Origin of the sequence: Streptomyces sp. NPDC058880 (genome assembly GCF_042742535.1) — a bacterium.
Taxonomy (GTDB): Bacteria; Actinomycetota; Actinomycetes; order Streptomycetales; family Streptomycetaceae; genus Streptomyces.
Window position 1 is genome coordinate 47,259 of sequence record NZ_JBHYMC010000004.1, and the last position, 25,267, is coordinate 72,525.

Annotated in this window: 21 protein-coding genes; 12 read left to right on the forward strand and 9 right to left on the reverse strand. The window is 73.0% G+C overall.

Going from position 1 to position 25,267, the window contains the following annotated elements; translation table 11 throughout:
* Window positions 1-141 precede the first annotated feature (141 nt).
* Both ACFW2G_RS03980 and ACFW2G_RS03985 read left to right on the forward strand, forming a co-directional pair.
* Entirely contained in the window at window positions 142-1,236 is a 1,095-nt protein-coding gene (locus ACFW2G_RS03980; protein WP_384445939.1) for a WxL protein peptidoglycan domain-containing protein, read from the forward strand.
* Between the two features lie 59 nt (window positions 1,237-1,295).
* Complete coding sequence (locus tag ACFW2G_RS03985) at window positions 1,296-2,519, forward strand: hypothetical protein (RefSeq protein ID WP_384445940.1); 1,224 nt, start codon at window positions 1,296-1,298, stop codon at window positions 2,517-2,519.
* A 135-nt stretch (window positions 2,520-2,654) separates the two neighbouring features.
* Here ACFW2G_RS03985 and ACFW2G_RS03990 read toward each other — a convergent pair whose 3' ends face one another.
* From ACFW2G_RS03990 to iolC, 4 genes are read right to left on the reverse strand one after another with little or no spacing between them, the layout of a single operon-like run.
* Window positions 2,655-4,154: a CoA-acylating methylmalonate-semialdehyde dehydrogenase gene (locus ACFW2G_RS03990; RefSeq protein WP_037923561.1), complete on the reverse strand. Its 1,500-nt coding sequence runs from the start codon at window positions 4,152-4,154 to the stop codon at window positions 2,655-2,657.
* A gap of 13 nt (window positions 4,155-4,167) precedes the next feature.
* A complete protein-coding gene (gene iolD, locus ACFW2G_RS03995) occupies window positions 4,168-6,051 on the reverse strand; it encodes a 3D-(3,5/4)-trihydroxycyclohexane-1,2-dione acylhydrolase (decyclizing) (protein ID WP_384580720.1) in 1,884 nt (627 codons plus the stop codon).
* Entirely contained in the window at window positions 6,048-6,902 is an 855-nt protein-coding gene (gene iolB, locus ACFW2G_RS04000) for a 5-deoxy-glucuronate isomerase (RefSeq protein ID WP_384580758.1), read from the reverse strand. The genes iolD and iolB overlap by 4 nt, the downstream gene beginning before the upstream one ends.
* Before the next feature lie 7 nt (window positions 6,903-6,909).
* Window positions 6,910-7,833 carry a 5-dehydro-2-deoxygluconokinase gene (gene iolC, locus ACFW2G_RS04005; protein WP_384580756.1) on the reverse strand — a complete coding sequence of 308 codons (924 nt, stop codon included), beginning with the start codon at window positions 7,831-7,833 and terminating at the stop codon, window positions 6,910-6,912.
* Window positions 7,834-7,916: 83 nt separating this feature from the next.
* Here iolC and ACFW2G_RS04010 point away from each other — a divergent pair, with 83 nt between their 5' ends.
* The 5 genes from ACFW2G_RS04010 to ACFW2G_RS04030 all read left to right on the forward strand — a co-directional run bounded on the left by ACFW2G_RS04010 (window position 7,917) and on the right by ACFW2G_RS04030 (window position 13,069).
* Window positions 7,917-8,831, forward strand: coding sequence for a sugar phosphate isomerase/epimerase family protein (locus tag ACFW2G_RS04010; RefSeq protein ID WP_384580718.1), 915 nt, complete (start codon window positions 7,917-7,919; stop codon window positions 8,829-8,831).
* A gap of 20 nt (window positions 8,832-8,851) precedes the next feature.
* Window positions 8,852-9,865: a Gfo/Idh/MocA family protein gene (locus tag ACFW2G_RS04015; RefSeq protein ID WP_384445942.1), complete on the forward strand. Its 1,014-nt coding sequence runs from the start codon at window positions 8,852-8,854 to the stop codon at window positions 9,863-9,865.
* Window positions 9,866-10,105: 240 nt separating this feature from the next.
* Window positions 10,106-10,306 (forward strand): AlpA family transcriptional regulator, encoded by a 201-nt coding sequence (locus tag ACFW2G_RS04020; RefSeq protein ID WP_037923554.1) that lies wholly within the window; start codon window positions 10,106-10,108, stop codon window positions 10,304-10,306.
* Window positions 10,307-10,445: 139 nt separating this feature from the next.
* Window positions 10,446-10,679, forward strand: coding sequence for a heavy-metal-associated domain-containing protein (locus ACFW2G_RS04025; RefSeq protein ID WP_037923552.1), 234 nt, complete (start codon window positions 10,446-10,448; stop codon window positions 10,677-10,679).
* A gap of 113 nt (window positions 10,680-10,792) precedes the next feature.
* Window positions 10,793-13,069: a heavy metal translocating P-type ATPase gene (locus ACFW2G_RS04030; RefSeq protein WP_384445943.1), complete on the forward strand. Its 2,277-nt coding sequence runs from the start codon at window positions 10,793-10,795 to the stop codon at window positions 13,067-13,069.
* Between the two features lie 380 nt (window positions 13,070-13,449).
* On the opposite strand, the gene ACFW2G_RS04035 is transcribed toward ACFW2G_RS04030, so the two are convergent.
* Window positions 13,450-14,739: a citrate synthase gene (locus tag ACFW2G_RS04035; RefSeq protein ID WP_037923550.1), complete on the reverse strand. Its 1,290-nt coding sequence runs from the start codon at window positions 14,737-14,739 to the stop codon at window positions 13,450-13,452.
* A gap of 182 nt (window positions 14,740-14,921) precedes the next feature.
* Entirely contained in the window at window positions 14,922-17,177 is a 2,256-nt protein-coding gene (locus tag ACFW2G_RS04040) for an ATP-dependent RecD-like DNA helicase (RefSeq protein ID WP_384445944.1), read from the reverse strand.
* 278 nt (window positions 17,178-17,455) lie between these two features.
* Here ACFW2G_RS04040 and ACFW2G_RS04045 point away from each other — a divergent pair, with 278 nt between their 5' ends.
* Together ACFW2G_RS04045 and ACFW2G_RS04050 are read left to right on the forward strand one after the other, a co-directional pair.
* The gene (locus tag ACFW2G_RS04045; protein WP_384445945.1) at window positions 17,456-17,983 is read left to right on the forward strand and encodes a DUF937 domain-containing protein; all 528 of its coding nucleotides are present in this window, start codon (window positions 17,456-17,458) and stop codon (window positions 17,981-17,983) included.
* Between the two features lie 84 nt (window positions 17,984-18,067).
* Window positions 18,068-18,616, forward strand: a complete 549-nt coding sequence (locus tag ACFW2G_RS04050) for a GNAT family N-acetyltransferase (RefSeq protein ID WP_052030849.1) — start codon at window positions 18,068-18,070, stop codon at window positions 18,614-18,616.
* On the opposite strand, the gene ACFW2G_RS04055 is transcribed toward ACFW2G_RS04050, so the two are convergent.
* Entirely contained in the window at window positions 18,567-19,514 is a 948-nt protein-coding gene (locus tag ACFW2G_RS04055; RefSeq protein WP_384445947.1) for an EamA family transporter, read from the reverse strand. The two genes, ACFW2G_RS04050 and ACFW2G_RS04055, sit on opposite strands and share 50 nt — an antisense overlap.
* A 90-nt stretch (window positions 19,515-19,604) precedes the next feature.
* Here ACFW2G_RS04055 and ACFW2G_RS04060 point away from each other — a divergent pair, with 90 nt between their 5' ends.
* Window positions 19,605-20,597 carry a LysR substrate-binding domain-containing protein gene (locus ACFW2G_RS04060; protein WP_384580715.1) on the forward strand — a complete coding sequence of 331 codons (993 nt, stop codon included), beginning with the start codon at window positions 19,605-19,607 and terminating at the stop codon, window positions 20,595-20,597.
* Window positions 20,598-20,607: 10 nt separating this feature from the next.
* Entirely contained in the window at window positions 20,608-22,425 is a 1,818-nt protein-coding gene (locus ACFW2G_RS04065) for a glycoside hydrolase family 3 protein (protein WP_384580712.1), read from the forward strand.
* A gap of 99 nt (window positions 22,426-22,524) precedes the next feature.
* Here ACFW2G_RS04065 and ACFW2G_RS04070 read toward each other — a convergent pair whose 3' ends face one another.
* Together ACFW2G_RS04070 and ACFW2G_RS04075 are read right to left on the reverse strand one after the other, a co-directional pair.
* Entirely contained in the window at window positions 22,525-23,958 is a 1,434-nt protein-coding gene (locus tag ACFW2G_RS04070; protein ID WP_384580709.1) for a S28 family serine protease, read from the reverse strand.
* A gap of 84 nt (window positions 23,959-24,042) precedes the next feature.
* Entirely contained in the window at window positions 24,043-24,444 is a 402-nt protein-coding gene (locus ACFW2G_RS04075) for a hypothetical protein (RefSeq protein ID WP_384445951.1), read from the reverse strand.
* A 255-nt stretch (window positions 24,445-24,699) separates the two neighbouring features.
* Between ACFW2G_RS04075 and ACFW2G_RS04080 the strand changes: the two genes are divergently transcribed.
* Window positions 24,700-25,254 carry an EF-hand domain-containing protein gene (locus ACFW2G_RS04080; RefSeq protein WP_037923544.1) on the forward strand — a complete coding sequence of 185 codons (555 nt, stop codon included), beginning with the start codon at window positions 24,700-24,702 and terminating at the stop codon, window positions 25,252-25,254.
* Window positions 25,255-25,267: the final 13 nt, after the last annotated feature.

A 25,267-nucleotide genomic window follows, 5' to 3' on the forward strand; every position in this document is an offset into this window, starting at 1 on the left:
TTTTTGGGCCCACACCACCCTGGGGTTGTTTCCTGTGTCTTCCGCGTGCCCGCCCCCGGTCCGGCCGGCGCCGCGGGGGGGGGGGGGCGCCCCGGCCCCCCACCACCCCCTCCCCTTCTCCGCGCCGCCTGGAGACCGCCCATGCCCACCCGCAGCAGCACGCCCGGCCGCTCCCGCACGCGCATACCCGGCCGCTCCCGCACCCGCACCGGTCTCCCCGGTCTGCTTCTCAGCTGCCTGCTCCTCGGGCTGCTGCTGGGCGCCGGCCCGCTGGCGGCGGGCCCGGCGGCGGCCGCGGACAACGGCACATGGGCGGTGTTCCCGACGCCATCGGCCGGCGCTGCCATGACCGGCCGTGGGTACTTCTTCCACCAGGGCGCGGCCGGGACCACGCTCTCCGACAGCGTGACGGTGCTGAACTCCTCGGACCGGGACCTGACCTTCCGGATCTTCGCCACCGATGCCGTGAACACCACCGACGGCGGCGCGTTCGCGCTACTGCCGGTGGAGACGGCGCCGGAGGACGTCGGCGCGTGGATCACCCTGGCGCCGGAGACGGCGGGCAACGTCACCGTTCCCGCCGGGGGCCGCAAGGACATCCCCTTCACCCTGCGGGTCCCGGCGGACGCGACGCCCGGTGACCACGTGGGCGGGATCGTGGCCCTGGGCACCGCGGTGGAGGGCGTACAGCAGGACGGCAAGGTCCAGGTCGGGGTGCGGCGTTCGGTGGGCGCCCGCCTGTACTTGCGGGTGCCGGGTCCCGTCACGCCCGGGCTGAGCGTGGAGGACGTGCGGGTCACCCGGTCCGCGCCGCTGCTGCCCTGGGTGCGGGAGGCCCGCGCCACGGTCCGCTACACGCTCGTCAACCGCGGCAACGTGGTGGTCGAGCCGACGGTGGCGGTGTCCGCGGAGGGACTGTTCGGCCGCCGGGTGCTGGACCGGCCGGCACGGGAACTGAAGCTGACGCTGCTGCCGGGCCGGCGGATCGAGCTGACCGAACCGTGGCCGGACGCGCCCCAGTCGGACCGGGTGACCGTCAGAGTCACGGCGGGTGCCGCCGCCCACCCCGGTCTCACCTCCCGGTCCGAGACCGAGTTCGTCGCCGTTCCCTGGCCGGCCGCCGGCCTGCTGCTGGTCCTGGCGGGCGCGGGCATCACCATGCGGGTGCTGCGCGGCCGCCGTCGCGCCGAGAGCGAACAGGATGATTCCGTCCTGGACTTGGCTGGAAGGCGCTGACCGGCAAGGGTGTCCCCAGGTGACGGTATTCGGCCATCACCGGCTCAAGGGGGACACCTGTGAGGGAACGACAGCACGGCGACGCGGCCGGGGGCATCGGACTGCTGACCCGCATCGAGCGCGCCCTGGGCACCGGCACCGCTGCCTACCTGCCCGGCGACGGCTGGATCCGCCTCACCCTCCCGCTCGACGACGGCGGCCCGGCCCCCGTCACGGTGGACGTGGTCGCGGACACGGCCCGGGAACCGGAGGGGATCGCGTACCTGCTGCCCGGCGGCGGACTGAACTTCGCGGCGGAATTCTTCACTCCGATCACTCCGATCACTCCGGCCAATGCGGGCGCTCCGCATGGTGTGGTCACCGAGGGCGGCCGGGGTGAGCGCAACCTCGCCCATACGCTGCGCCGCCGGGGCCTGCTCGTCGTCGGGGTCACCCCGCGCGAGGATGCCGCCGCTCCCGCCGACGTCTCCGCCGCCTGGGGCCTCGAAGCGCACCGCCGGGACCTGGCCCGAGTGGTGGACGCGCTGGATTGCGAACTGGGACTCCCCTACGCGTACGTGGGGCACGCGGCGGGGGCCGCCCTCGCGCTGGACGCGGCCTCGCACGACGCCTCGCCCCGGCTGCGCCGGGTGGTGGCCCTGGACACGACCGGGCCCTACACGGGCGATCTCGCGCTGCGGGCGGCCGACGCCCGGGACGCGTACGCCACCCAGCTCGCACAGGGCGTCCCCGGGGTCGATCCGGGGCTCGCGGCCCTGATCTCGAAGGCGGTGGCCGATCCGGACGGCGTCTCCCCGGCGCCGTGGCCGCCGGACCGGACCTTGCGCTTCACCCAGGCCGGACTCGCCCACTTCGCCCTGATCCGCACGGCCGCGCTTCCGGGGCCCACGAACTGGATCCACACCCAGGGGCGCTCCGCCGGGACCTACGACTTCGGAGCGACTCCCGCCGAGGACCGCTTCGCCCTGACCCGGACCTCGCTGGCGACCTGGCACGCGGCGACCGCGGCCCTCGGCAGCGGCCTGCTTCCGGCGGCGCTGCTGCGGGATCTGGCGGCGGTCTGGGCGGGCGACGAGGACACGTACCGGATCGCCTGGGACCGCATCACCGCGGAGGTGGTCTGGCTCAACACCGAGCTGGGCCGGGGCGACCACCCGCGCGGTGCGGAGCTGATCCGCGCGGGCGGCAACGCGCACGTCTCCTTCGACGTGGTCCCGGGCTACGGCCACGGCGACGCGGTCCGGGCCGGCGCGGCCGCGTCGGACGTCTGGTCGAGGTTCTGACCCGCCGCAACACGGAACCCGCCCCCCGCGGTGAGGTCGCGGGGGGGGCGGGTCGGTCCTTCGGGGCCCGCGGCCCGGCCGCCGTACGGATCGTACGTACGGCGGCCCGGGCTCCCGGACGGGCGCGGGCGTGGATCAGTGGTTGCGCGGGAAGCCCAGGTCCACGCCGGCGGGGGCGTCCGAGGGGTCCGGCCAGCGGGTCGTGACGACCTTGCCGCGGGTGTAGAAGTGGATGCCGTCGTTGCCGTAGATGTGGTGGTCGCCGAAGAGCGAGTCCTTCCAGCCGCCGAAGGAGTGGTAGCCCACCGGCACCGGGATCGGGACGTTGACGCCGACCATGCCCGCCTCGATCTCCAACTGGAAGCGGCGGGCGGCGCCGCCGTCGCGGGTGAAGATCGCGGTGCCGTTGCCGAACGGCGAGGCGTTGATGAGGGCCACGCCCTCTTCGTAGGTTTCGGCGCGCAGGACGCACAGCACCGGGCCGAAGATCTCGTCGCGGTAGGCGTCGGAGTCGGTGCGGACGTGGTCGAGCAGGGAGAGGCCGATCCAGTGGCCGTTCTCCTTGCCCTCGACCGTGTATCCGGTGCCGTCCAGGACCACGTCGGCGCCCTGCGCCGCCGCGCCCTTCACGTACGAGGCGACCTTGTCGCGGTGGGCGGCCGTGATCAGCGGGCCCATCTCGGAGGCCGGGTCGTTGCCGGGGCCGATCTTGATCTTCTCGGCCCGCTCGCGGATCTTGTCGACGAGGGCGTCGCCGATGGAGCCGACGGCGACGACGGCGGAGATGGCCATGCAGCGCTCACCGGCCGAGCCATAGGCGGCGGAGACCGCCGCGTCGGCGGCCGCGTCCAGGTCGGCGTCGGGCAGGACCAGCATGTGGTTCTTGGCACCGCCGAGCGCTTGCACGCGCTTGCCGTGGGCGGAGGCGGTGGTGTGGATGTGGCGGGCGATCGGCGTGGAGCCGACGAAGGAGACGGCCGCCACGTCGGGGTGGGCGAGCAGCGCGTCGACGGCCGCCTTGTCGCCGTGGACGACGTTCAGTACGCCGGCCGGCAGACCGGCCTCGGCCATCAGCTCGGCCAGCTTGTTGGACGCCGACGGGTCCTTCTCGCTCGGCTTGAGGACGAAGGTGTTGCCGCAGGCGATGGCCAGCGGGAACATCCACATCGGGACCATCGCCGGGAAGTTGAAGGGCGTGATGCCCGCGACGACGCCGAGCGGCTGGCGGATGGCGGCCACGTCCACCCGGTTGGAGACCGACGTCGACAGCTCGCCCTTGAGCTGTGTGGTGATCCCGCAGGCCAGCTCGACGATCTCAAGGCCGCGGGCGACCTCGCCCAGCGCGTCCGAGTGGACCTTGCCGTGCTCGGCGGTGATCAGCTCGGCGACGGCGTCGCGGTTGGCATCGAGCAGGGCCCGGTAGGCGAACAGCACCTTGGTACGGGCGGCCAGCGAGGACTGGCCCCAGGACAGGAAGGCCTCCTTGGCGACCTGTACCGCGGCGTCGACCTCCTCGGCCGAGGCGAGGGCGACCTGTGTGGTGACCTCGCCGGTGGCCGGGTCGGTGACCGGACCGTAGGTGCCCGACGCGCCCTCGACGGTCTTGCCACCGATCCAGTGGTTGACGGTCTTCATGCCTATTGCTCCTTCACAGATGGCGACGTCGCTGCGCGGCTTGCCGGTCGTACTCTTCACGGGCCCGGGACGCCGCCTTGCGGGTCGCGGTCTCGGCCACAGGAACATCCCACCACGCCGGTGCCGGGGGTGGGCCCGACACAGTGTCGGGCGTTCGGGTCTGTACGTAGACACATGTGGGGCGCGTCGCCGAACGGGCCTCGGTGAGGGCTTCCCGCAGGTCACGTACGGTGTGGGCGCGGATCACGGCCATTCCGAGAGAGGCCGCGTTGGCGGCCAGGTCCACCGGGAGGGGGTCTCCGGTGTACGCGCCGTCGGACGCCCGGAAGCGGTAGGCGGTGCCGAAGCCCTCGGCGCCCACCGCCCCCGAGAGGCCGCCGATGGAGGCGTAGCCGTGGTTGTCGAGGACGACCACCCTGATGGGGACGCCCTCCTGGACGGCGGTGACGATCTCGGTCGGGTTCATCAGGTAGGTGCCGTCGCCGACCAGCGCCCACACGGGCCGGCCGGGGGCGGCGAGCGCGACCCCGAGGGCGGCCGGGATCTCGTAGCCCATGCAGGAGTAGCCGTACTCCAGGTGGTACTGGTCCGCGGACCGGGCCCGCCACAGCTTGTGCAGGTCGCCGGGGAGCGAGCCGGCCGCGTTGACCAGGATGTCGGAGCCGTCGACGAGGCGGTCGAGGAGCCCGAGCACCTGGGCCTGGGTGGGCGGGAGCTCCTCCTCGGGCGCGCTTACGGCGTAGGCCCGGTCCACGCGGGCCTCCCAGCGGGCGGCCTCCTGCCGGTACGCCGCCTCGTAGCCGGCGTCCACGCGGTGGCCGGCCAGCGCCTCCCGGAGGGCGTCGAGGGCCTCGCGGGCATCGGCGACCAGCGGGCGGGCGGCGAGCTTGTGGGCGTCGTGCGGATCCAGGTTGAGCCCGACGAACCGGACGGCCGGGTTCTGGAAGAGGGTCGCCGAGGCGGTGGTGAAGTCGCTGAGCCGGGTTCCGGCGGCGAGGACCAGGTCGGCCTCCCGGGCGAGAGCGGCAGCGGTGGCCGTTCCGGTGTGGCCGATCCCGCCGACGTCGGCGGGATGGCCGTGAGGCAGCACGCCCTTGCCCGCCTGCGTGACGGCCACCGGGATCCCGGTGGCCTCGGCGAGGGCGGCGAGGGAGTCCTGGGCCGCGCTGTGCCGGATTCCGCCGCCGGCGACGACCAGCGGGCGCGCGGCGCCCCGTACGGCGTCCGCGGCGGCTGCGAGTTCGGCGCGGTCGGGCCGCGGACGGCGCACCGTCCAGACGCGCTCGGCGAAGAACTCCGCGGGCCAGTCGTACGCCTCCGCCTGCACGTCCTGCGGCAGCGCGAGGGTGACGGCGCCGGTTTGCACCGGGTCGGTGAGGACGCGTACGGCCTGGAGGGCGGCCGGGATCAGGGCCTCGGGCCGGGTGACCCGGTCGAAGTGGCGGGAGACGGGCCGCAGGGCGTCGTTGACGGAGACGTCACCGGCGTACGGGACCTCCAGCTGCTGGAGGACCGGATCGGCGGGCCGGGTCGCGAAGGTGTCACCGGGCAGCAGGAGGACCGGGATCCGGTTGATCGTGGCGAGGGCGGCGCCGGTGACGAGGTTGGTGGCACCGGGGCCGATGGACGTGGTGACCGCGTGGGTGGAGAGCCGGCCGCTCTGGCGGGCGTAGCCGACGGCGGCGTGCACCATGGCCTGTTCGTTGCGGCCCTGGAGGAAGGGCATGGCGCCGGGCCCGGTCCCGCCGGTCTCCAGCAGGGCCTGGCCGATGCCGGCCACGTTGCCGTGCCCGAAGATCCCCCAGGTGGCGGCGATCAGCCGGTGGCGGCGGCCGTCGCGCTCGGTGTACTGGGCGGCGAGGAAGCGTACGAGCGCCTGGGCGACGGTGAGCCTCATCGGTGGTCCTCCGTTCCTGCTCGGGGGAAGGGCAGCCGGGGGTCGACGTCCTGCCCCGCCCAGGTGTGGCGGATCCAGCCGTGGTCGGGGTGGTCGCGGATCAGCCACTCCCGCGGCCCGCCGCCCGGTCCGGCCATCACGTTCAGGTAGTACATGTCGTGCCCGGGGGCGGCCATGGACGGGCCGTGCCAGCCATCGGGGATCAGCACGGCGTCGCCGGTCCGCACCTCGGCCAGGATGTCGGTCTTCCCGGCCGGGGAGGGCGTGACGCGCTGGTACCCGAGGCCGGGGGTGTCCCCGTGGGGGGAGATCTCGAAGTAGTAGATCTCCTCCAGGCGGGACTCCTCGCCGGGGTGGTGCTCGTCGTGCTTGTGGGGCGGGTACGAGGACCAGTTCCCGCCGGGGGTGAGCACCTCGACGGCGATCAGCCGGTCGCAGTCGAAGCCCTCCGGGCCCGCGGCGGCGAAGTTGTTGACCTGCCGCGAGCACCGGCCGGCGCCGCGCAACTCGACGCTCACGCCCTCGGCCGGTCCGTACCGCGGGGGCAGGCGGCGCGGGCAGCGGGCACCTGCGAGAGCGAACCTGCCGCCCGCGGCGGAGCGGATCTCGGTGTGCGCATCGCGGGGCAGGTACGCGAAGTCGGTGGGTCCGCCGAAGACCCCCTTGCGGCCGCGCAGTTCGAAGACGTGCTGCTCCGCCGCGGGGTCGGCGCCCCCGGGTCCGGGCAGGACCCGGCAGCGGACCTCGCAGCCGCCCGACAGCGGGAGCACGATCCACTCGCAGTCCACCGACGGGAACCGGTACGCCTCCCCCGGATCGAGCTCCAGCACGCTCAGCCGGGTCCACTCCATCCCCCACTCAGACACCACCGGCACGCCCCAGCACCTCCTCCACCTCGGGGGAGAACGGCATCGCGCTGGAGCACGCCAGCCGCGAGGCCACGATGGCCCCCGCCGCGTTGGCGTAGCGCACGGTCCGCCCCAACTCCCACCCCGCCAGCAGCCCGTGGCACAGGGCCCCGCCGAACGCGTCACCCGCGCCGAGCCCGTTGACCACGTCGACCTCGACCGACGGAGCCTCCACCGTCGTCCCGTCGCGGTGGACCGCCAGCACGCCCAGCGGCCCCCGCTTGACCACCGCCAGTTCCACCCCCGCGGCGAGCAGCGCCCGGGCCGCCGCGTACGGCTCGGACTCGCCGGTGGCGATCTCGCACTCCTCCGGGTTGCCGACGGCCACCGTCGCGTGCGCGAGCGCCCGCGCGTAGTACGGCTCCGGTTTCTCCCGCCACAGCATCGGCCGCCAGTCCAGGTCGAACACTGTCGTGCCCGTCCGGCCCCTGGCCTCCAGTGCCGCCAGCGTCGCCGCCCGCGAGGGCTCCTCGCTCAGGCCGGTGCCCGTCATCCAGAACACGCGGGCCGCCCGTACCGCCGCCAGGTCCACCTCGTCCGCTGCGATCTCCAGGTCCGGCGCCTTCGGCAGCCGATAGAAGTACAGCGGGAAGCGGTCGGGCGGGAACATCTCGCAGAAGGTGACCGGTGTGGGGAGCCCGGCGACCTCGGCCACCCAGCGGCCGTCCACCCCGAAGCCCCGCAGCTCAGTGCGCAGATACGTGCCGAAAGGGTCCGCACCGGTACGGCTGATCAGCGCGGTCCGCCGCCCGAGGCGGGCCGCGGCGACGGCCACGTTGGCCGCGGAACCGCCCAGGAACCGGCCGAAGGTCTCCGCCTCGGCCAGTGGTACGCCGGTCCTCAACGGGTAGAGATCCACCCCGATCCGGCCCATCGTGATCAGGTCGAACGGATACGGATCGCCGGTGCCGGTCACAGTCAGTCCTCCCACTCGTCCTCCACCCTAAGGTGGCCGTTATGACGTCCTCCCCGCCCGCGTTGACCCGTATCCGCATCGGTTCGGCTCCGGACTCCTGGGGTGTCTGGTTTCCCGACGACCCGCAGCAGACCCCCTGGCGGCGCTTCCTCGACGAGGTCGCCGACGCCGGGTACGAGTGGATCGAGCTCGGCCCGTACGGCTACCTGCCCACGGATCCCGCCCGGCTCACCGAGGAAACGGCCGCGCGCGGCCTGCGCGTCTCGGCCGGAACGGTCTTCACCGGACTCCATCACGGACCCGCCGTGTGGGAGGAGACCTGGGAGCACGTGTCGCGGATCGCGGCGCTGACGCGGGCCGTGGGCGCCGCCCATCTCGTCGTCATCCCCTCCTTCTGGCGGGACGACAGGACCGGGAAGGTGCTGGAGGATCGCACCCTCACCGCTTCCCAGTGGCGCCACCTGGCCTCCCAGACCGAGCGGCTCGGCCACGAGGTCCAGGACCGGTACGGGCTGCGGATCGTCGTCCACCCGCACGCCGACACCCACATCGACACCCCCGAGAACGTGGCCCGTTTCCTGGACGCCACCGACCCCGCCCTGGTCTCGCTCTGCCTGGACACCGGCCATTACGCGTACTGCGGCGGCGACAGCGTGCAGGCCGTCGAGACGTTCGCCGAGCGGATCGGCTACCTCCACCTCAAGCAGGTCGATCCGCGGATCCTCGCCGAAGTCGTCGCCGAGGAGCTGCCCTTCGGGCCGGCGGTGGGCCGCGGGGTGATGTGCGAACCGCCGTCGGGGGTGCCCGCGCTGGAACCCGTACTGGCCGCGGCCCAGCGTCTGGGCGTGGACCTGTTCGCCATCGTGGAGCAGGACATGTATCCCTGCCCGCCTGACCGGCCGCTGCCGATCGCCCGTCGTACCCGTGCCTACCTCCGCTCCTGCGGCGCCCGCTGACACTCCGGAAGGAACACCACATGACCAGCACGCTCGGCATCGCCGTCATCGGCACCGGGAAGATGGGCGCGGACCACGTGCGCCGGTTCGGGCGGACCGTCGGTGGCGCCCGGGTGGTGGCCGTGGCCGACCCGGACGGGGATCGGGTCAAGGAGGTCGCGGGCGCCCTCGACGGCGCGAGTGCGCACACCGACCCGGCGGCGGCGATAGCCGCGCCCGGGGTGCAGGCCGTCCTGATCGCGTCCCCGGGGCCCGCCCACGAAGAGGCGATCCTGCGGGCCCTGGAGCGGGAGTTGCCGGTGCTGTGCGAGAAGCCGCTGACTCCGGAGCCGGAGGGGGCGCTGCGCGTGATGGAAGCCGAGCAGCGGCTGGGGCGGCGCCTGGTCCAGGTGGGGTTCATGCGGCGGTACGACAGCGAGTACGAGCGACTCAAGGAGCTGCTGGACGCGGGCGGGATCGGCCGTCCGCTCTTCCTGCACTGCCGGCACCGCAACGCCTCCTCGCCGTCCTTCTTCACCAGCGACATGCTGATCAGCGACTCCGTGGTGCACGAGGTGGACGCGGCCCGCTGGCTGCTGGGGCACGAGATCACCGCAGTGACGGTGCTGTCGCCGCGGCCCACGTCGGCGGCGCCCGAGGGGCTGGCCGATCCCCGGATGGTGGTGCTGGAGACCTCCGGTGGGGCCGTCGTCGACGTGGAGATCTTCGTCAACTGTGGTTTCGGCTACCAGGTGCAGTGCGAGGCGGTCGGTGAGGCGGGCAGCGCCCGGATCGGCGACGGCCACGCGATGGTGGTGCAGGCGGCGGGCCGGTGGGGCGGGGAGATCGTCCAGGACTTCACGGTGCGCTTCGCCGACGCCTACGACCGGCAACTGCGGCGCTGGGTGGCCGCGGCCGCACGCGGCCGCGTGACGGGGCCCGGGGCGTGGGACGGTTACGCGGCGGCGGCCGTCTCGGAGGCGGGCCTCGCGGCCGCGCGCACCGGTGCGCGGACGGTGGTGGAGCTGGCGGACCGGCCGGCCCTATACCGCTGATTCACGGGGCCCATCCCCCGGCGTTCTCCCCTTCGGCCCCCGTGACTCTTCGGTCACGGGGGTCGCCCTCGTGTCACGCATGTCCGCGTTACGCGGGTCTTCCGTCACAGGCGGTCGACAGCCCCTCCCCGGCCCCCGGCCCGCGTCGTTCCCCGGGCACGTGATCGTCAGCGTCCGCGCGCCGGATCCCCCGACGGCCTCCCGGCCGGCCCGGCGGTGTGGACCAGGAGGGTGTCCCAGATGAGCGACCGACAGCTGTGGTCGTACAAGGAGATCGCCGCACACATCCGGGTCCAGCCGGACACCGTGCGCTCCTACCGCAAGCACGGACTTCTCCCCCCGCCCGACCACGTGGAGGGCGGCCGGCCCTACTGGTACGCCGACACGGTCCGCGCATGGGTGGCCCGGCGGCCCGGCAACCGGGGGCGCCGCGAGGACTGAGCCCGCCACGGCGGAGAGGGACCGGACGCCGATGCTCGCTTTATACCCCCCAGGGGTATACTCTTGGGTCGTCGGGAGGACGGTGGGAGCATCGGCCGCCACCCCGGCGACCGGACACACCGCTGAAGAGGAGAACGACATGAGCGCCGAGACGGACACCCAGACCACCACCGTCTACCGGGTGACCGGCATGACCTGCGGCCACTGCGAGGGCGCGGTGAACAGCGAGATCGCCGCACTGCCGGGCGTCACCTCGGTCAAGGCCGTCGCCGCGTCCGGCGAGGTCACCGTGATCTCCGCCGCCCCGCTGGCCGACGAGGACGTCCGCGCCGCCGTGGACGAGGCCGGCTACGAGTTCGCCGGACGGCTCTGAGCGACACCCGTCCCCCTTCGGCCGCACCCGCGGCATTGCGCAGCACCCGCCGGGCCGTGCCGGCCAGCTCATACTGGACCCGCACGGCCCGGCCATCCCCCTGGAGCCGGAACATGACCAGCACAGTGCACGACGGACCGATAACGGCGGTCGAACTCTCGATCGGCGGGATGACCTGCGCCTCCTGCGCAGCCCGCATCGAGAAGAAGCTCAACCGGATGGACGGCGTCGAGGCCACGGTGAACTACGCCACCGAGAAGGCCCACGTCTCCTACAGCGGCGACGTCCGGGTCGCGGACCTGATCGCGACCGTCGTCAAGACCGGTTACACCGCCGAGGAGCCCGCGCCGCCCACCCCTGCCGCCCCCGCGGCCGCCGGGGGAAGCGGCGGCGAGGAAGCGGACCGGGCACCGGCGCCCGACCCGGTGCTGTCCGCCCTGCGGCAGCGCCTGCTGGTCTCCGCGGCACTCGCCCTGCCCGTCGTCCTGCTCGCGATGATCCCCGCCCTGCAGTTCGACAACTGGCAGTGGCTGTCGCTGACCCTGGCTGCGCCCGTCGTGGTGTGGGGGGCCCTCCCCTTCCACAAGGCCGCCTGGACCAACGCCCGGCACGGTGCCGCGACCATGGACACCCTGGTCTCGGTCGGCACGCTCGCCGCCTTCGCCTGGTCGCTGTGGGCCCTGTTCTTCGGCCACGCGGGCATGCCCGGCATGCGGCACGGCTTCGATTTCGCCATTTCCCGCACGGACGGCTCCTCCGCCATCTACCTGGAGGTCGCGGCCGGGGTCGTCACCTTCATCCTCCTCGGCCGCTACCTGGAGGCGCGCTCCAAGCGGAAGGCCGGCGCGGCCCTCAAGGCCCTGCTGGAACTGGGCGCCAAGGACGTCGTCGTCCTGCGCGCGGGCGGGGAGGTGCGCATCCCGGTGGCCGAGCTCGCCGTGGGCGACCGCTTCGTCGTGCGCCCCGGCGAGAAGATCGCCACCGACGGCACGGTCGTCGAGGGCAGCTCCGCCGTGGACGCCTCCATGCTGACCGGTGAATCCGTCCCGGTCGAGGTGTCCGCGGGCGACTCCGTCACCGGCGCCACCGTCAACACCTCTGGGCGCCTGCTCGTGGAGGCGACCAGGGTCGGGGCCGACACCCAGCTCGCCCGGATGGCCAAGCTGGTCGAGGACGCGCAGAGCGGCAAGGCCGAGGTGCAGCGCCTCGCCGACCGGATCTCCGGGGTCTTCGTGCCCGTCGTCCTGGTCCTCGCGCTCGCCACCTGGACCGGCTGGCTGCTCGCCACCGACGACGCGACGGCCGCCTTCACCGCCGCCGTTGCCGTCCTGATCATCGCCTGCCCGTGCGCCCTGGGACTGGCCACGCCGACCGCGCTGATGGTCGGCACCGGGCGGGGCGCACAGCTCGGCATCCTGATCAAGGGCCCCGAGGTGCTGGAGTCCACCCGCCGGGTGGACACCGTGGTCCTCGACAAGACCGGCACCGTCACCACCGGCCGGATGACCCTCTCCCGCGCCGTCACCGCCGAAGGGATCGACGAACTCGAACTGCTGCGCCTGGCCGGGGCCCTGGAGCACGCCTCGGAGCACCCGATCGCCCGGGCCGTGGCCACCGCCGCCGCCGACCGGGCGGGCGCCCTGCCCGTGCCGGAGGGCTTCGAGAACATCGCCGGGCTCGGCGTCCAGGGCGTGGTCGACGGGCATGCCGTCCTGGTGGGCCGCGAGCGGCTGCTGGCCGACTGGTCGATCACCCTGCCCGAGGGGCTCGCACAGGCCAAGGCGGCCGCCGAGGCCGAGGGCGGCACCGCGGTACTGGTGGCCTGGGACGGAGCGGCGCGCGGGGTCCTGATCGTGGCCGACGCGGTCAAGGAGACCAGCGCCGAGGCGGTCGCGCGACTGCGGGAGCTGGGCCTGACCCCGGTCCTGCTGACCGGCGACAACCGGGCCGCGGCCGAGACGGTGGCCCGCGAGGTGGGCATCGACGAGGTGATCGCCGAGGTGCTCCCGCAGGACAAGGTGGACGTGGTGCGCCGCCTCCAGGCCGAGGGGCGCACGGTCGCCATGGTCGGCGACGGGGTCAACGACGCGGCCGCGCTGGCCCAGGCGGACCTGGGGCTGGCCATGGGCACCGGCACCGACGCAGCCATCGAGGCCGGCGACCTGACCCTCGTACGGGGCGACCTGCGGGTGGCGGCGGATGCGATCCGGCTCTCCCGCCGGACCCTGGCCACCATCAAGGGCAACCTCTTCTGGGCCTTCGGCTACAACGTCGCCGCGCTGCCGCTGGCGGCGGCCGGCCTGCTCAACCCGATGATCGCGGGAGCCGCGATGGCCTTCTCCTCGGTCTTCGTGGTGACCAACAGCCTGCGGTTGAGGTCCTTCCGATAGGGGATGACCTTCGCATCGTTCCCACACTTCCTTCACGGGAGACGCAGATCACAGTGACCTCGGCGTAACCATCCGGGGCCGTGACGGGTCTAATGGGGCGGTGCCAGGAACGTCTTGGGGGACGTTCCACGGAAACCTTGGGGGTTTTCCGTGGCACCCGCCGGCCGGGACACGTGCCCGCGGGAGGCTTTGAGCGGCCCTCCCTACCCGAACGGGTCCCGGCTCAAGGACGCCCCGATCCGGGTCCCGTGGGGGGAATCCGTTTCGGGGGGAATGGGAAACGCCCCGACCGTCGACCCGTGGGGGGATCGACGGCGGGGCGCTTCTTGTGTGCCTGGGGCGGTGCCGCGCGGCTCGGCGGGGCACCCTGGGGCCTCGGGTCAGCGGGCCTCGACGGGAACGAAGTCGCGCAGGACCTCGCCCGTGTAGATCTGGCGGGGGCGCCCGATGCGGGAACCCGGCTCCTTGATCATTTCCTGCCACTGGGCAATCCAGCCCGGGAGGCGGCCGAGCGCGAAGAGCACGGTGAACATCTCGGTGGGGAAGCCCATGGCCCGGTAGATCAGACCGGTGTAGAAGTCCACGTTCGGGTAGAGGTTGCGCGAGACGAAGTACTCGTCGGCGAGCGCGTGCTCCTCCAGCTTGAGCGCGATGTCGAGCAGCTCGTCGCTCTTGCCGAGTGCCGAGAGGACATCGTGCGCCGCCGCCTTGATGATCTTCGCCCGGGGGTCGAAGCTCTTGTAGACGCGGTGCCCGAAGCCCATCAGGCGGACGCCGTCCTCCTTGTTCTTCACCTTGCGGATGAAGGCGTCGACGTCGCCGCCGTCGTTCTTGATGCCTTCCAGCATCTCGAGGACGGACTGGTTGGCACCACCGTGCAGCGGACCCCACAGGGCCGAGATGCCGGCGGAGATCGAGGCGAACATGTTCGCCTGCGAGGAGCCGACCAGGCGCACCGTGGAGGTGGAGCAGTTCTGCTCGTGGTCCGCGTGCAGGATCAGCAGCTTGTCGAGCGCGGAGACGACGACCGGGTCCAGGTCGTACTCCTGGGCCGGCACGGAGAAGGTCATGCGCAGGAAGTTCTCGACGTAGCTGAGGTCGTTGCGCGGGTAGACCACCGGGTGGCCGACCGACTTCTTGTACGCGTAGGCCGCGATCGTCGGGAGCTTGGCCAGCAGGCGGATCGTCGAGAGGTGGCGCTGCTTCTCGTCGAACGGGTTGTGGCTGTCCTGGTAGAACGTGGACAGCGCGCTGACCACGGACGACAGCATGGCCATCGGGTGGGCGTCGCGCGGGAAGCCGTCGTAGAAGCGCTTCACGTCCTCGTGGAGCAGCGTGTGCTGGGTGATCTCGTTGCGGAAGGACGCGAGCTCGTCGACGGTGGGCAGCTCACCGTTGATCAGCAGGTAGGCCACCTCGATAAAGGACGACCGCTCGGCCAGCTGCTCGATCGGGTAGCCGCGGTAGCGCAGGATGCCCTGCTCACCGTCGAGGTAGGTGATCGCGGACTTGTAGGCGGCGGTGTTGCCGTAGCCACTGTCCAACGTCACGAGCCCGGTCTGGGCCCGCAGCTTCGAGATGTCGAAGCCCTGGTCGCCGACGGTGCTCTCAACCACCGGGTAGGTGTATTCGCCGTCCGCGTACCGGAGTACTACAGAGTTGTCGCTCACGTCATCCCTCACCGACGTAGTGCCTCTTCTTCGAGGTGCCCTGACTGCCTCTACCTTCCCCCATTTGGCGCAGGAGAGTGCACTCGGGGTCGGCGTTTGGTCCTTCCGACGGCACTGAGTGCCGCCAACTTGTCCATCCTGCCCCCTCCGAACGGCGGCGGGAACCCCAAATGATCGATCATTTAGGTGATGTTTCCCACCGGTATGCGGCCGGAGAGCCGCGCCGCCACCGCCGTGTACCTCCTACCTGCGGAAACGGTCCGCACGGCCTGACCGAGAGCCTTTCGGGACCCGACGAGGACGACCAGCTTCTTCGCCCTGGTCACCGCCGTGTAGAGCAGATTGCGCTGGAGCATCATCCAAGCCCCGGTGGTGACCGGGATCACCACGGCGGGATATTCACTTCCCTGGGAGCGGTGGATGGTGACGGCGTAGGCGTGGGCCAGCTCGTCGAGCTCGGAGAACTCGTAGCCGATCTCCTCGTCCTCCTCCGTCCGCACCGTCAGGCGCTGTTCGTCCGCGTCCAGGCCGACAACCACCCCGACGGTGCCGTTGAAGACGCCGTTGGCCCCCTTCTCGTAGTTGTTGCGGATCTGGGTGACCTTGTCGCCCACCCGGAAGACCCGGCCGCCGAAGCGCTTCTCCGGCAGGTCGGGGCGGGCCGGCGTCATCGCCTGCTGGAGCAGCCCGTTGAGGTTCCCGGCGCCCGCCGGGCCGCGGTGCATGGGTGCGAGCACCTGGACGTCCCGCCGGGGATCGAGGCCGAACCTGGCCGGGATCCTGCGGGCCGCCACGTCCACGGCGAGCACGCCCGCCGCCTCGGTGTCCTCCTCGGGGAAGAGGAAGAAGTCCGGCAGCCCGTCGGTGATCGGCGGCAGCCCGGTGTTGATGCGGTGCGCGTTGGTGACCACGCCGGACTGCTGGGCCTGCCGGAAGATCCGGGTCAGGCGCACCGCGGGCACCGGGCCGTCCTCGGCCAGCAGGTCCCTCAGCACCTCCCCCGCGCCCACCGACGGCAGCTGGTCCACATCCCCCACCAGCAGCAGGTGGGCCCCCGGGGCCACCGCCTTGACCAGCTTGTTGGCCAGCAGCAGGTCCAGCATCGAGGCCTCGTCGACCACGACCAGGTCGGCGTCCAGCGGCCGGTCCCGGTCGTACGCGGCGTCCCCGCCCGGTTTGAGCTCCAGCAGCCGGTGCACCGTGGAGGCCTCGGCCCCGGTGAGCTCCGACAGCCGCTTCGCGGCCCGTCCGGTGGGTGCGGCCAGCACCACCTTGGCCTTCTTCGCCCGGGCCAGCTCGACGATGGAGCGCACGGTGAAGGACTTGCCGCAGCCGGGCCCGCCGGTGAGGACGGCGACCCGGCGGGTCAGCGCCAGCCTGACCGCCTCCCGCTGCTCGGGGGCGAGCGCGGCCCCGGTACGCCCGGCGAGCCAGCCGAGGGCCTTGTCCCAGTCCACGTCCTGGAAGGACGGCAGCCGGTCGTCCTCGGCGCGCAGGAGCCGGCGCACCTGCCCGACCAGGGACAGCTCGGCCCGGTGGAAGGGCACCAGGTACACGGCGGTCAGCGGGTCGGGCCCGCCCTGCGGGTCCGGCACGGACTCCCGCACGACCCCCTCGGGGTCGGCGGCGAGCTCGGCCAGGCACTCGATCACCAGCCCGGTGTCGACCTGGAGCAGTTTGACCCCGTCGGCGATGAGCTTCTCCTCGGGCAGGAAGCAGTGGCCCTGGTCGGTGGATTGGGACAGCGCGTACTGCAATCCGGCCTTGACGCGCTCGGGGCTGTCGTGCGGGATCCCGACGGCCTGCGCGATGCGGTCCGCCGTCAGGAAGCCGATGCCCCACACATCGGCGGCGAGACGGTAGGGCTGGTTGTTGACGACGGAGATGGAGGCGTCGCCGTACTTCTTGTAGATGCGCACGGCGATGGAGGTGGAGACGCCGACGCCCTGAAGGAAGACCATGACCTCCTTGATGGCCTTCTGCTCCTCCCAGGCGGCACCGATCAGCTTCGTCCGCTTGGGCCCCAGCCCGGGGACCTCGATCAGGCGCTTCGGCTCGGCCTCGATCACGTCGAGCGTGCCGGTCCCGAAGTGCTCCACGATCCGGTCGGCGATCTTGGGTCCGATGCCCTTGATCAGGCCGGATCCGAGGTACCGGCGGATGCCCTGGATGGTGGCCGGCAGGACGGTCCGGTAGTTCTCCACGGTGAACTGCTTGCCGTACTGCGGGTGGGAGCCCCAACGGCCCTCCATGCGCAGTGATTCGCCGGGCTGCGCGCCCAGCAGGGAGCCGACCACGGTGAGCAGGTCGCCGGCGCCGCGGCCGGTGTCGACGCGGGCGACGGTGTAGCCGCTCTCCTCATTGGCGTAGGTGATGCGTTCGAGGACGCCCTCGACCACCGCCCGCTGCACCGCCGCCCGTACCCCGTCCGTTTCCATGACCCGAAACTACCGGGCCGCGCCGACATCCCGTCAGGCCTGTGGACGAGGCCTCGGACAGCGCGAAGGGGGTCCCGCCTCGCGGCCGGACCCCCTCACGGTTACCCCTCCCGTGTCGGACTTCCCGATCCCCCCGGATCCCTCCCCGGAAGTCCCGACGCACCCTACGACCCTCGACCCCCACCGCAGGGTTGCACCCGAAGTCCCACCTTTATGTTTCCGTTACCCAACGCCTACCCGAGGTGCTGGCAAATCGGTACGGACGTAGCGTTTCAGGCATGAGCGAATCCTCATTGCAGGACGACGTGCTGGGCGAGCTCGGTGACGACCGGCTGAACGAGATCGCCTCGCTGCTCGGCACGGACACCGCCGGAGCGCGCGACACGGTGACGACCACGGTCGGGGCGATGACCGGCGGCCTCCGGCAGCAGGCCGACGCCGACGACGCGGACGGCGCGGAGGTCCGCAGGGCCCTCGCCGAGGTCGCCGAGCCCCCGCTGCAGGGCGTGTCCACGCTGGGCGGCGGTCTCGGCGGGCTGCTGAGCGGCGGAATGATGGCCGGGGTGCTGGCCAGGCTGAGCCGGCCCGTGGCCGACGCCGTCGCGAAGAAGACCGGGATCCCCGCGGCCACCGTCAGCCGGGTCGTCGAGCTGCTGATCCCGGTCCTGCTGGCGGTGTTCGCCAAGCGCGCCGCCTCCGGCCGGGCCGCCGGCACGCCCGCCGGAGGAGCCCCCGGCGCGCCCCCCGCGGGCGGGGGCGGCCTCGGCGACCTGCTGGGCCAGGTCCTCGGCGGCGACAGGAAGTAGCCGCCCCGGTGCCCGCACGGGCCGGGCGGTCCGGCGCGCGCGGGGCGTCCCCCCGGACCGCCCCGCGCGCTATCCTCGGGCGCCATGGACACGCCCGCGGCACCCCAGGCACCTGCGGACCCCGGGGCGAAGGGCCTGCTCCTGCGCGACCCGGCACCCGGCGAGCTGGGCTGGATCGTCCAGCGGCACGGCGCGCTGTACGCCGCCGAGTACGGCTGGAACGCCTCGTTCGAGGGCCTGGTGGCCCGGATCGTCGCCGACTTCGCCGAGGACCACGACCCGTACCTCGAACGGGTCTGGATCGCCGAGCTGGACGGACGGCCGGTGGGCTCGGTGATGTGCGTACGCGAGGAGGGCGCACCCGGCACCGCCCGGCTGCGGCTGCTCCTGGTCGACCCGGCGGGACGCGGCCGCGGCATCGGCAGCCTGCTGGTCGACACGGTCGTCTCCTTCGCCCGCTCGGTGGGCTACCGCGAGCTGGTGCTGTGGACCAACGACGTGCTGACCGACGCCCGCGGGCTCTACCTGAGGGCGGGCTTCACCCTGGTCGCCGAGCGCCCGCACCGCTCCTACGGGGTCTCCCTCATCGGGCAGGACTGGCGTCTGCCGCTGCAGGACGGCTCGCCGCGCTGACGGCCCCGCCGACCGGCGCGCGGGCGGCCGTACGGGGCCCCGGCCGTGCGGGGGCCAGCGACGTCAGTGCCACCCCGCCCACCAGCAGCACCGCCGCCACCCAGCGCAGGCCCGACACCTGCTCCCCCAGCAACAGCGCGGCCGATGACATCCCGAAGACCGGTACGAGCAGGCTGAACGGTGCCACCGCCGAGGCCGGGTAGCGGCGCAGCAGGTAGCCCCAGGCCCCGAAGCCCAACACGGTCGAGACCCACGCGACGTAGGCGATGACGCCCGCCCCGGACCAGTCCAGGGCCCGCAGCGCGGCCAGGTCGCGTTCGGGCCCCTCCAGCAGCAGCGACAGCCCGAGCAGCGGCAGCACCGGCACGGTGCACACCCACACCATGAAGTTCAGCGCGTCGGGCGGGGATGCCTTGCGGGTCAGCACGTTGGAGACGCCCCAGCAGGCGGCGGCCGCCACGACCAGCGTGAAGCCGAGCACCGGCCCGGAGCTTCCCCCGTCCACGGCGGCGACGACGATCCCGGCGAGCGCCACGGCCATGCCGGTCACCCTGGCCCGGCCCGGCCGCTCCCGGAGCACGACGGCGGCCAGGACGGCGGTGAAGACGGCCTGGACCTGCAGGACCAGGGAGGACAGCCCGGCCGGCATGCCCGCGTCCATGCCGGTGAAGAGCAGTCCGAACTTGGCGATGCCGAGGGCGACCCCCACCCCCACGATCCACTTCCAGGCGACCTTGGGCGGCCCGACGAAGAACACGGCGGGCAGGGCGGCGACGAGAAAGCGCAGCGCGGACAGCAGCAGGGGCGGGAAGTGGTCGAGTCCGACCTCGATCACCACGAAGTTGAAACCCCAGACGGCGGCGACGAGCACGGCGAGTGCGGTGTGTACGGGACGCATGAACCGAGCATCGACCGGCCCGACCGTGTAGCACCAGCACGGATCTCTTCATCCATGGATGAAGCATCGCTGACGAATAGCATGGGGGGCATGCTCGATCTCGCCCGGCTGCGCGCACTGCACGCCGTCTCCGTCCACGGCTCGGTCGCGGGCGCGGCGGCCGCCCTCGGCTACACCCCCTCCGCCGTCTCGCAGCAGATCGCCAAGCTGGAACGGGAGACCCGCACCACCCTGCTGGAGCGGCGCGGACGCGGGGTCGCCCTCACCGAGGAGGCCCGCCACCTGGCGGACACCGCACGGGAGTTGCTGGCGATCGTGGAGCGCGCCGAGACCACTTTGGAGGAGCGGCGCGGCCGGCCGAGCGGGCTGCTCACGGTCGCCGCGTTCGCCTCGGCCGCGCGCGGCCTGCTGCCGGGGGTGCTGGCCGATCTGGCCCGCCGTCACCCGGCCCTGGACGTGCGCCTGACCGAGGTCGACCCGCACCTGTCCGTCGACCTCGTGGCCCGCGGCGTCACCGATCTGGCCGTGGCCCACGACTGGGACATCGCCCCGCTGCCCGCTCCCGAGGGGGTGGAGCAGGCCCTGATCGGGGACGACCGCTGCGACCTGGTGGTGCCGGCCGGGCATGCCTTCACCGCCCGGGAAACCGTCCGGCGCTCCGACCTCGGCGGTGAGCGCTGGGTGTGCCAGCCGCCCGGAAGGGTCTGCCACGACTGGCTGATGCGGACGCTGCGCACCGCCGGCTTCGAGCCGGACATCGTGCACGTCGCCGAGGAGAACCACACCATCGTCGCCCTGGTCGCGGCCGGTCTCGGGGTGGCGGTCGTCCCCCGGCTGGGCACCGGCGTGCTGCCTCCGGGGGCCGTGGCCGTCGCGCTGGAGCCGGGGCCCGTCCGCAGGCTGTACGCCCTCTGGCGGACCGGCGCCGCCCGCCGCCCGGCCATTACCGAGACGGTCCGCACCCTCCAGGAGCACTGGGCCGCGTCGGCCCCCCGTGCGGGCGGTCCCCCGGCCGGCGGACCGCCCGCACCGGCGGGGCGACACGCCCCGACACGCCCGGCCCCGCCCGGACGGCAGGGGTAGGGTCCGGCCCGTGCCGAACCACGCCTCCCGCCGGAACCTGCTCGCCGCGGCCGCCGCGGCCGCCGCCACGGCCGTGGGGGCTGTCGCCGCCACCTCGGGGCCCGCCCGGACCACCGCCGTAGACGCCCGCAACCCCGAGGAACCCGCGGGCCGCCGGCCCGACCCGGCCCGGCTGCGACACGCCGTCGACCGCATGAGCCTCGCCGAGAAGGTCGGCCAGCTCTTCGTCTGCCGGGCCTACGGGCATTCCGCGACCGATCCCGACCCGGCCGACGCCGAGGAGAACCGGGCGCAGTTCGGCGTGCGCACCGCCGCCGAGCTGGTGTCCCGCTACCACCTGGGCGGGATCGTCTACTTCGCCTGGGCCCACAACACCCGGACCCCGCAGCAGATCGCGGCGCTCTCGGCTGGCCTCCAGCAGGCCGCCCTCACCACCGGCTCCCGGATCCCGCTGCTGCTCTCCACCGACCAGGAGCACGGTGCCGTCGCCCGTATCGGCAAGCCCGCGACCCTGTTCCCGGGGGCGATGGCCCTCGGCGCCTCCGGTTCCGCCGCCGACGCCCGGCGCGCCGCCCGCATCGCGGGTGCCGAACTCGCCGCCATGGGCATCCGGCAGGACTACGCACCCGTGGCCGACGTCAACGTCAACCCGGCCAATCCGGTCATCGGCGTACGCTCCTTCGGCTCCGACCCGCAGGCCGTGGCGGAGCTGGTGGCGGCCCAGGTGCGCGGCTACCAGGGCGCCAGCGTGGCCGCCACCGCCAAGCACTTCCCCGGTCACGGCGACACCGAGACCGACAGCCATGTCGGGCTGCCGGTCATGCGGCACACCCGCGCCGCCTGGGAGGAGCTGGACGAGCCGCCCTTCCGGGCCGCGGTGGAGGCCGGCGTCGACGCGGTCATGACGGCGCACATCGTCTTCCCCGCGCTGGATCCCTCGGGTGACCCGGCGACCCTCTCCCGGCCGATCGTCACCGGCATCCTGCGCGAACGCCTGGGCTTCCGGGGGGTGGTGGTCACCGACGCCCTGGACATGGCCGGGGTCCGCCAGAAGTACGGCGACGATCGCGTGCCCGTACTGGCTCTCCTGGCGGGCTGTGACCAGCTGCTGAACCCGCCGGACCTGCCGCTGGCCCACCGCAGCGTGATGGCGGCCGTCGCGTCGGGCGAGCTGGCCGAGAGCCGCGTCGAGGAGTCGGTGCTGCGGATCCTGGAGCTGAAGGCCCGTCGGGGCCTGTTCGACGAGGTCCGTCCCTCGGCCCAGGCGGTGGAGGCGACCGTCGGCGTGCGCGGGCACCTCGACGCCGCCGACCGGATCGCGGCCGCCACGACGACCCTGCTGGCGAACCCCGGCGGGCTGGTGCCGCTCGACGCCGGGGCCGCGCCCCGACTGCTGGTCACCGGGACGGATCCGATCTCCCCCACCGCCGGCACCGGACCGCCCACGGTCGTGCTGGCCCGGGAGTTGACCGCGCTGGGCTGTCGGGCCGCGGCGGTGGCGCCGGCGCGCGCGGCCGCCGCGGCGCCGGGGCACGCGGCGGTGCTGGTGTGCACGTACAACGTCCCGGAGGAGGGCGGGACGCAGCGCACCCTGGTGGCCGACCTGCTCGCCACCGGTGTCCCGGTGATTCTGGTGGCGCTCCGCAATCCCTACGACTCGGCCCGCCTGCCGGCCTGCGCGGCGGAGCTGGCCACGTACTCCTGGGGGGACGCGGAGATGCGCGCGGCGGCCCGGGTCCTCACCGGGGCGGCCCGGCCCGAGGGCCGCCTGCCCGTTCCGGTACCGGGCCGCTACCCACTGGGCCACGGGTTGACGCTCGACACCTGAGACGCGGACCCGAGACGGGGCATCCGGTGTCCGAGGTCCGACACGGCGGAGGGCGTGCCCGCGGGATGCGGACACGCCCTCGCCGCCCACCGGCCGGGGCTACGGGCGCAGCTGGGGCTCACGCTCCAGGTCGCGCAGGTCGAGCTCGGCGTCCGGGGCGGCCAGCGGTGCCGCCCGGCCCGGATCGGCGAGCGCGGCGGCCGGGGCGACCCCGGCCCACTGGAGGATCTTGGCGGTGGCCAGGGCCTTCTCGCCGTCCATGAGCTTGGCGACGTTCGCGCCGTGGTTGGCGCCCGGGGCGATCATCACGTAGCTGTCGTGCGCCGTGTACCCGATGCGGAACGGCTCGGCGCCCCACGGGTCGTTCTGCCCGTACACGAACAGCATCTGGTGGGCGTTGTCGCGCACCCACCGGTCGATGTCCGCCATGGCTCCCGGCTGGAAGGTCATGGGGATGTCGCGGGGCACGAAGTTGCGCGGCGGCTGGTAGCCGTAGCGGCTCAGGTTGCCCAGGTGCGGCTGCTTGATGTTCGGGGAGCCGAGCTGGGTGCCCGCCTGGTAGTAGTACGGCGTGTACGTCTCCAGGCCCTGGTCGGTGTAGGCGGAGAAGCCGGAGATCGCGTCGATCGAGTCCCAGATCTGCTGGTCGGTGGCGGTGGCCGCGGCCGGGATCGAGCCGCAGTCGGCCAGCAGGCTGTACTGCCAGAAGGCCCACACGTAGTCGAGCACGACGGCCTCGTAGGCCCGGTCCAGGCTGCCGACGGTGGTGAAGGTCCAGCCGTTCTCGGCGGCGGCCGCCGCGTACCTGGCCTCCAGCGGCTCGCGGCGCACGAGGGCCTCGCGCTGGAGGGCGTTCAGCCTGTCGCGGCACTCCTTGGTGCCGACCTTGGCGAAGAACCGGTCATAGGCCGAGTCCTGCTGGTCGACGACGTCGTTGGGCGCGACGTACGCGACCACACCGTCCATGTCGTGCGGGTAGAAGCGCTCGTAGTACGTCGCCGTCATGCCGCCCTTGCTGCCGCCCGTGGCCAGCCAGTTCTTCTTGTAGATCTTCTTCAGGGCGGTGAAGATGCGGTGCTGGTCACTGGCGGCCTGCCAGATGTCGAGGTTGGCCCAGTCGGCCGGGGCGGGCCGGGAGGGCGTGAAGAACCGATACTCCATGGACACCTGGTTGCCGTCGATGATGGCCGTCGGCTCGCTGCGGCGCGGGTTGGTGCTGACGTTGTAGCCGGAGGTGAAGAACACCGAAGGACGCGAGAAGTCCTTGTGCAGCAGGGTCAGGCGCTGGGTGAAGGTGCCCTTCCACGGCTGCCGGTGGTCGACCGGCTGCTCGTAGTTCAGCACGAAGAATCGGTAGCCGGGGTACGGCTTCTCCTCGATCAGGCTCATCCCGGGAATGCCGAGGATCTGGTCCTTGATGTCCGCGGCGGCCGCCGGCCCCGCGGCGGTGGCCGCCTGAGCCGTGGAGCCGGCCGCACCCATGGTGCCGATGAGCACCACGAGCGACAGCAGCCATCCGAGCGTCTTGCGCATTCGCCCTCCCCTTGGGTTCACTTCGGTCGCCGTGAACCTAGCGGGGCCAACACGCTCCTGAACAGACTCAGTTGGGACTGTCCGTCAGCAAAGGATCCAGCCGGAGTCGGCCGAGCCGGCTCCCACGTTCCCCTTGACGTACACACAGCGGCTGATCGCCCCCACGGTGACGGGCCCGGCATGCCGGGTGAACCGTCCGCCGTCGCGCACGGGTGCGCCGCCGCGCGGCTGGATGCTCACCGCCATCCGCCGCCGCTCTCCGGCGGTCCGGGCCACGGCCATCGCACAGGCCCGGCTGCGGCTCTTGTAGACGCGCAGCTCGCCCGCATCGAAGGGCACCGTCCGGACCAGCCGGCCCGCACACCCGCCGCCGGCGGCCCGGACGGGCGCCCCGGCGAACAGCCCGCCGACGCAGAGCCACAGGGCCGCTGTGAGCGCTCCCAGCGACGCGGCCCGACGGCCCCGCCCGCTCAGCCCGTTCACCATCCAGTCCCCCGATCGGTCGTACGCACGACGCACGCGCGCACGCACGTACGACGCCCGGACGCCGCGAAAGGTTGCCGCCCCTAAGGACCGAACCCATCCCGCCCCGGTCCGCCCCTCGCTCGTACGGGTGCATCCGCAACTCCCCGGCGGGAACGGGGGAGTTCGCAACCCACCGGGACATTACGCTAGGTGACCGCAAGCCCGCACAACGTGTCCGCAGAGCCGGGGGCGGACAGAGCCGTGAAAGGCACTCACATGACGAACGACCTGCTCGACCGCAAGCTGGAGCGCGCCTTCACGCACCTGGACGCCGACCGGAGCGGGGTGATCGACGCCGACGACATCATCGCGCTCGGCTCCCGGCTGCTGACCGCCCTCGCGGAGCCGGCCGACTCGCCGAGGGCCGCCCTCGTGATGGGCGGGCTGGCCGACTTCTGGCAGGACCTCTTCACCGAGCTGGACCTGGACCGCGACGGCAAGGTCACGCCCGAGGAGTACAAGCTGGGCATGACCCGGCTGTACGCGCAGGGCGGGCCGGCCTACGACCGCTCCTTCCGCCCGATGATGCGGGCGCTCCTCACGATCGTGGACACCGACGGCGACGGGCGCATCAGCCCGGAGGAGTTCCACCGGGCGCAGGAGGCCTTCGACACGAACCTGAGCCCCGCCCACACCGAGGCGCTGTTCCGGCGGATCGACGCGGACGGGGACGGCACCCTGACCGTGGACGAACTCCTCGGCGCGGTACGGGACTACTACACCGGCGAGGACGAGGACGCCCCGGGGAACCTGCTGTTCGGCGAGTTCTGACCCGGGGGCCCTG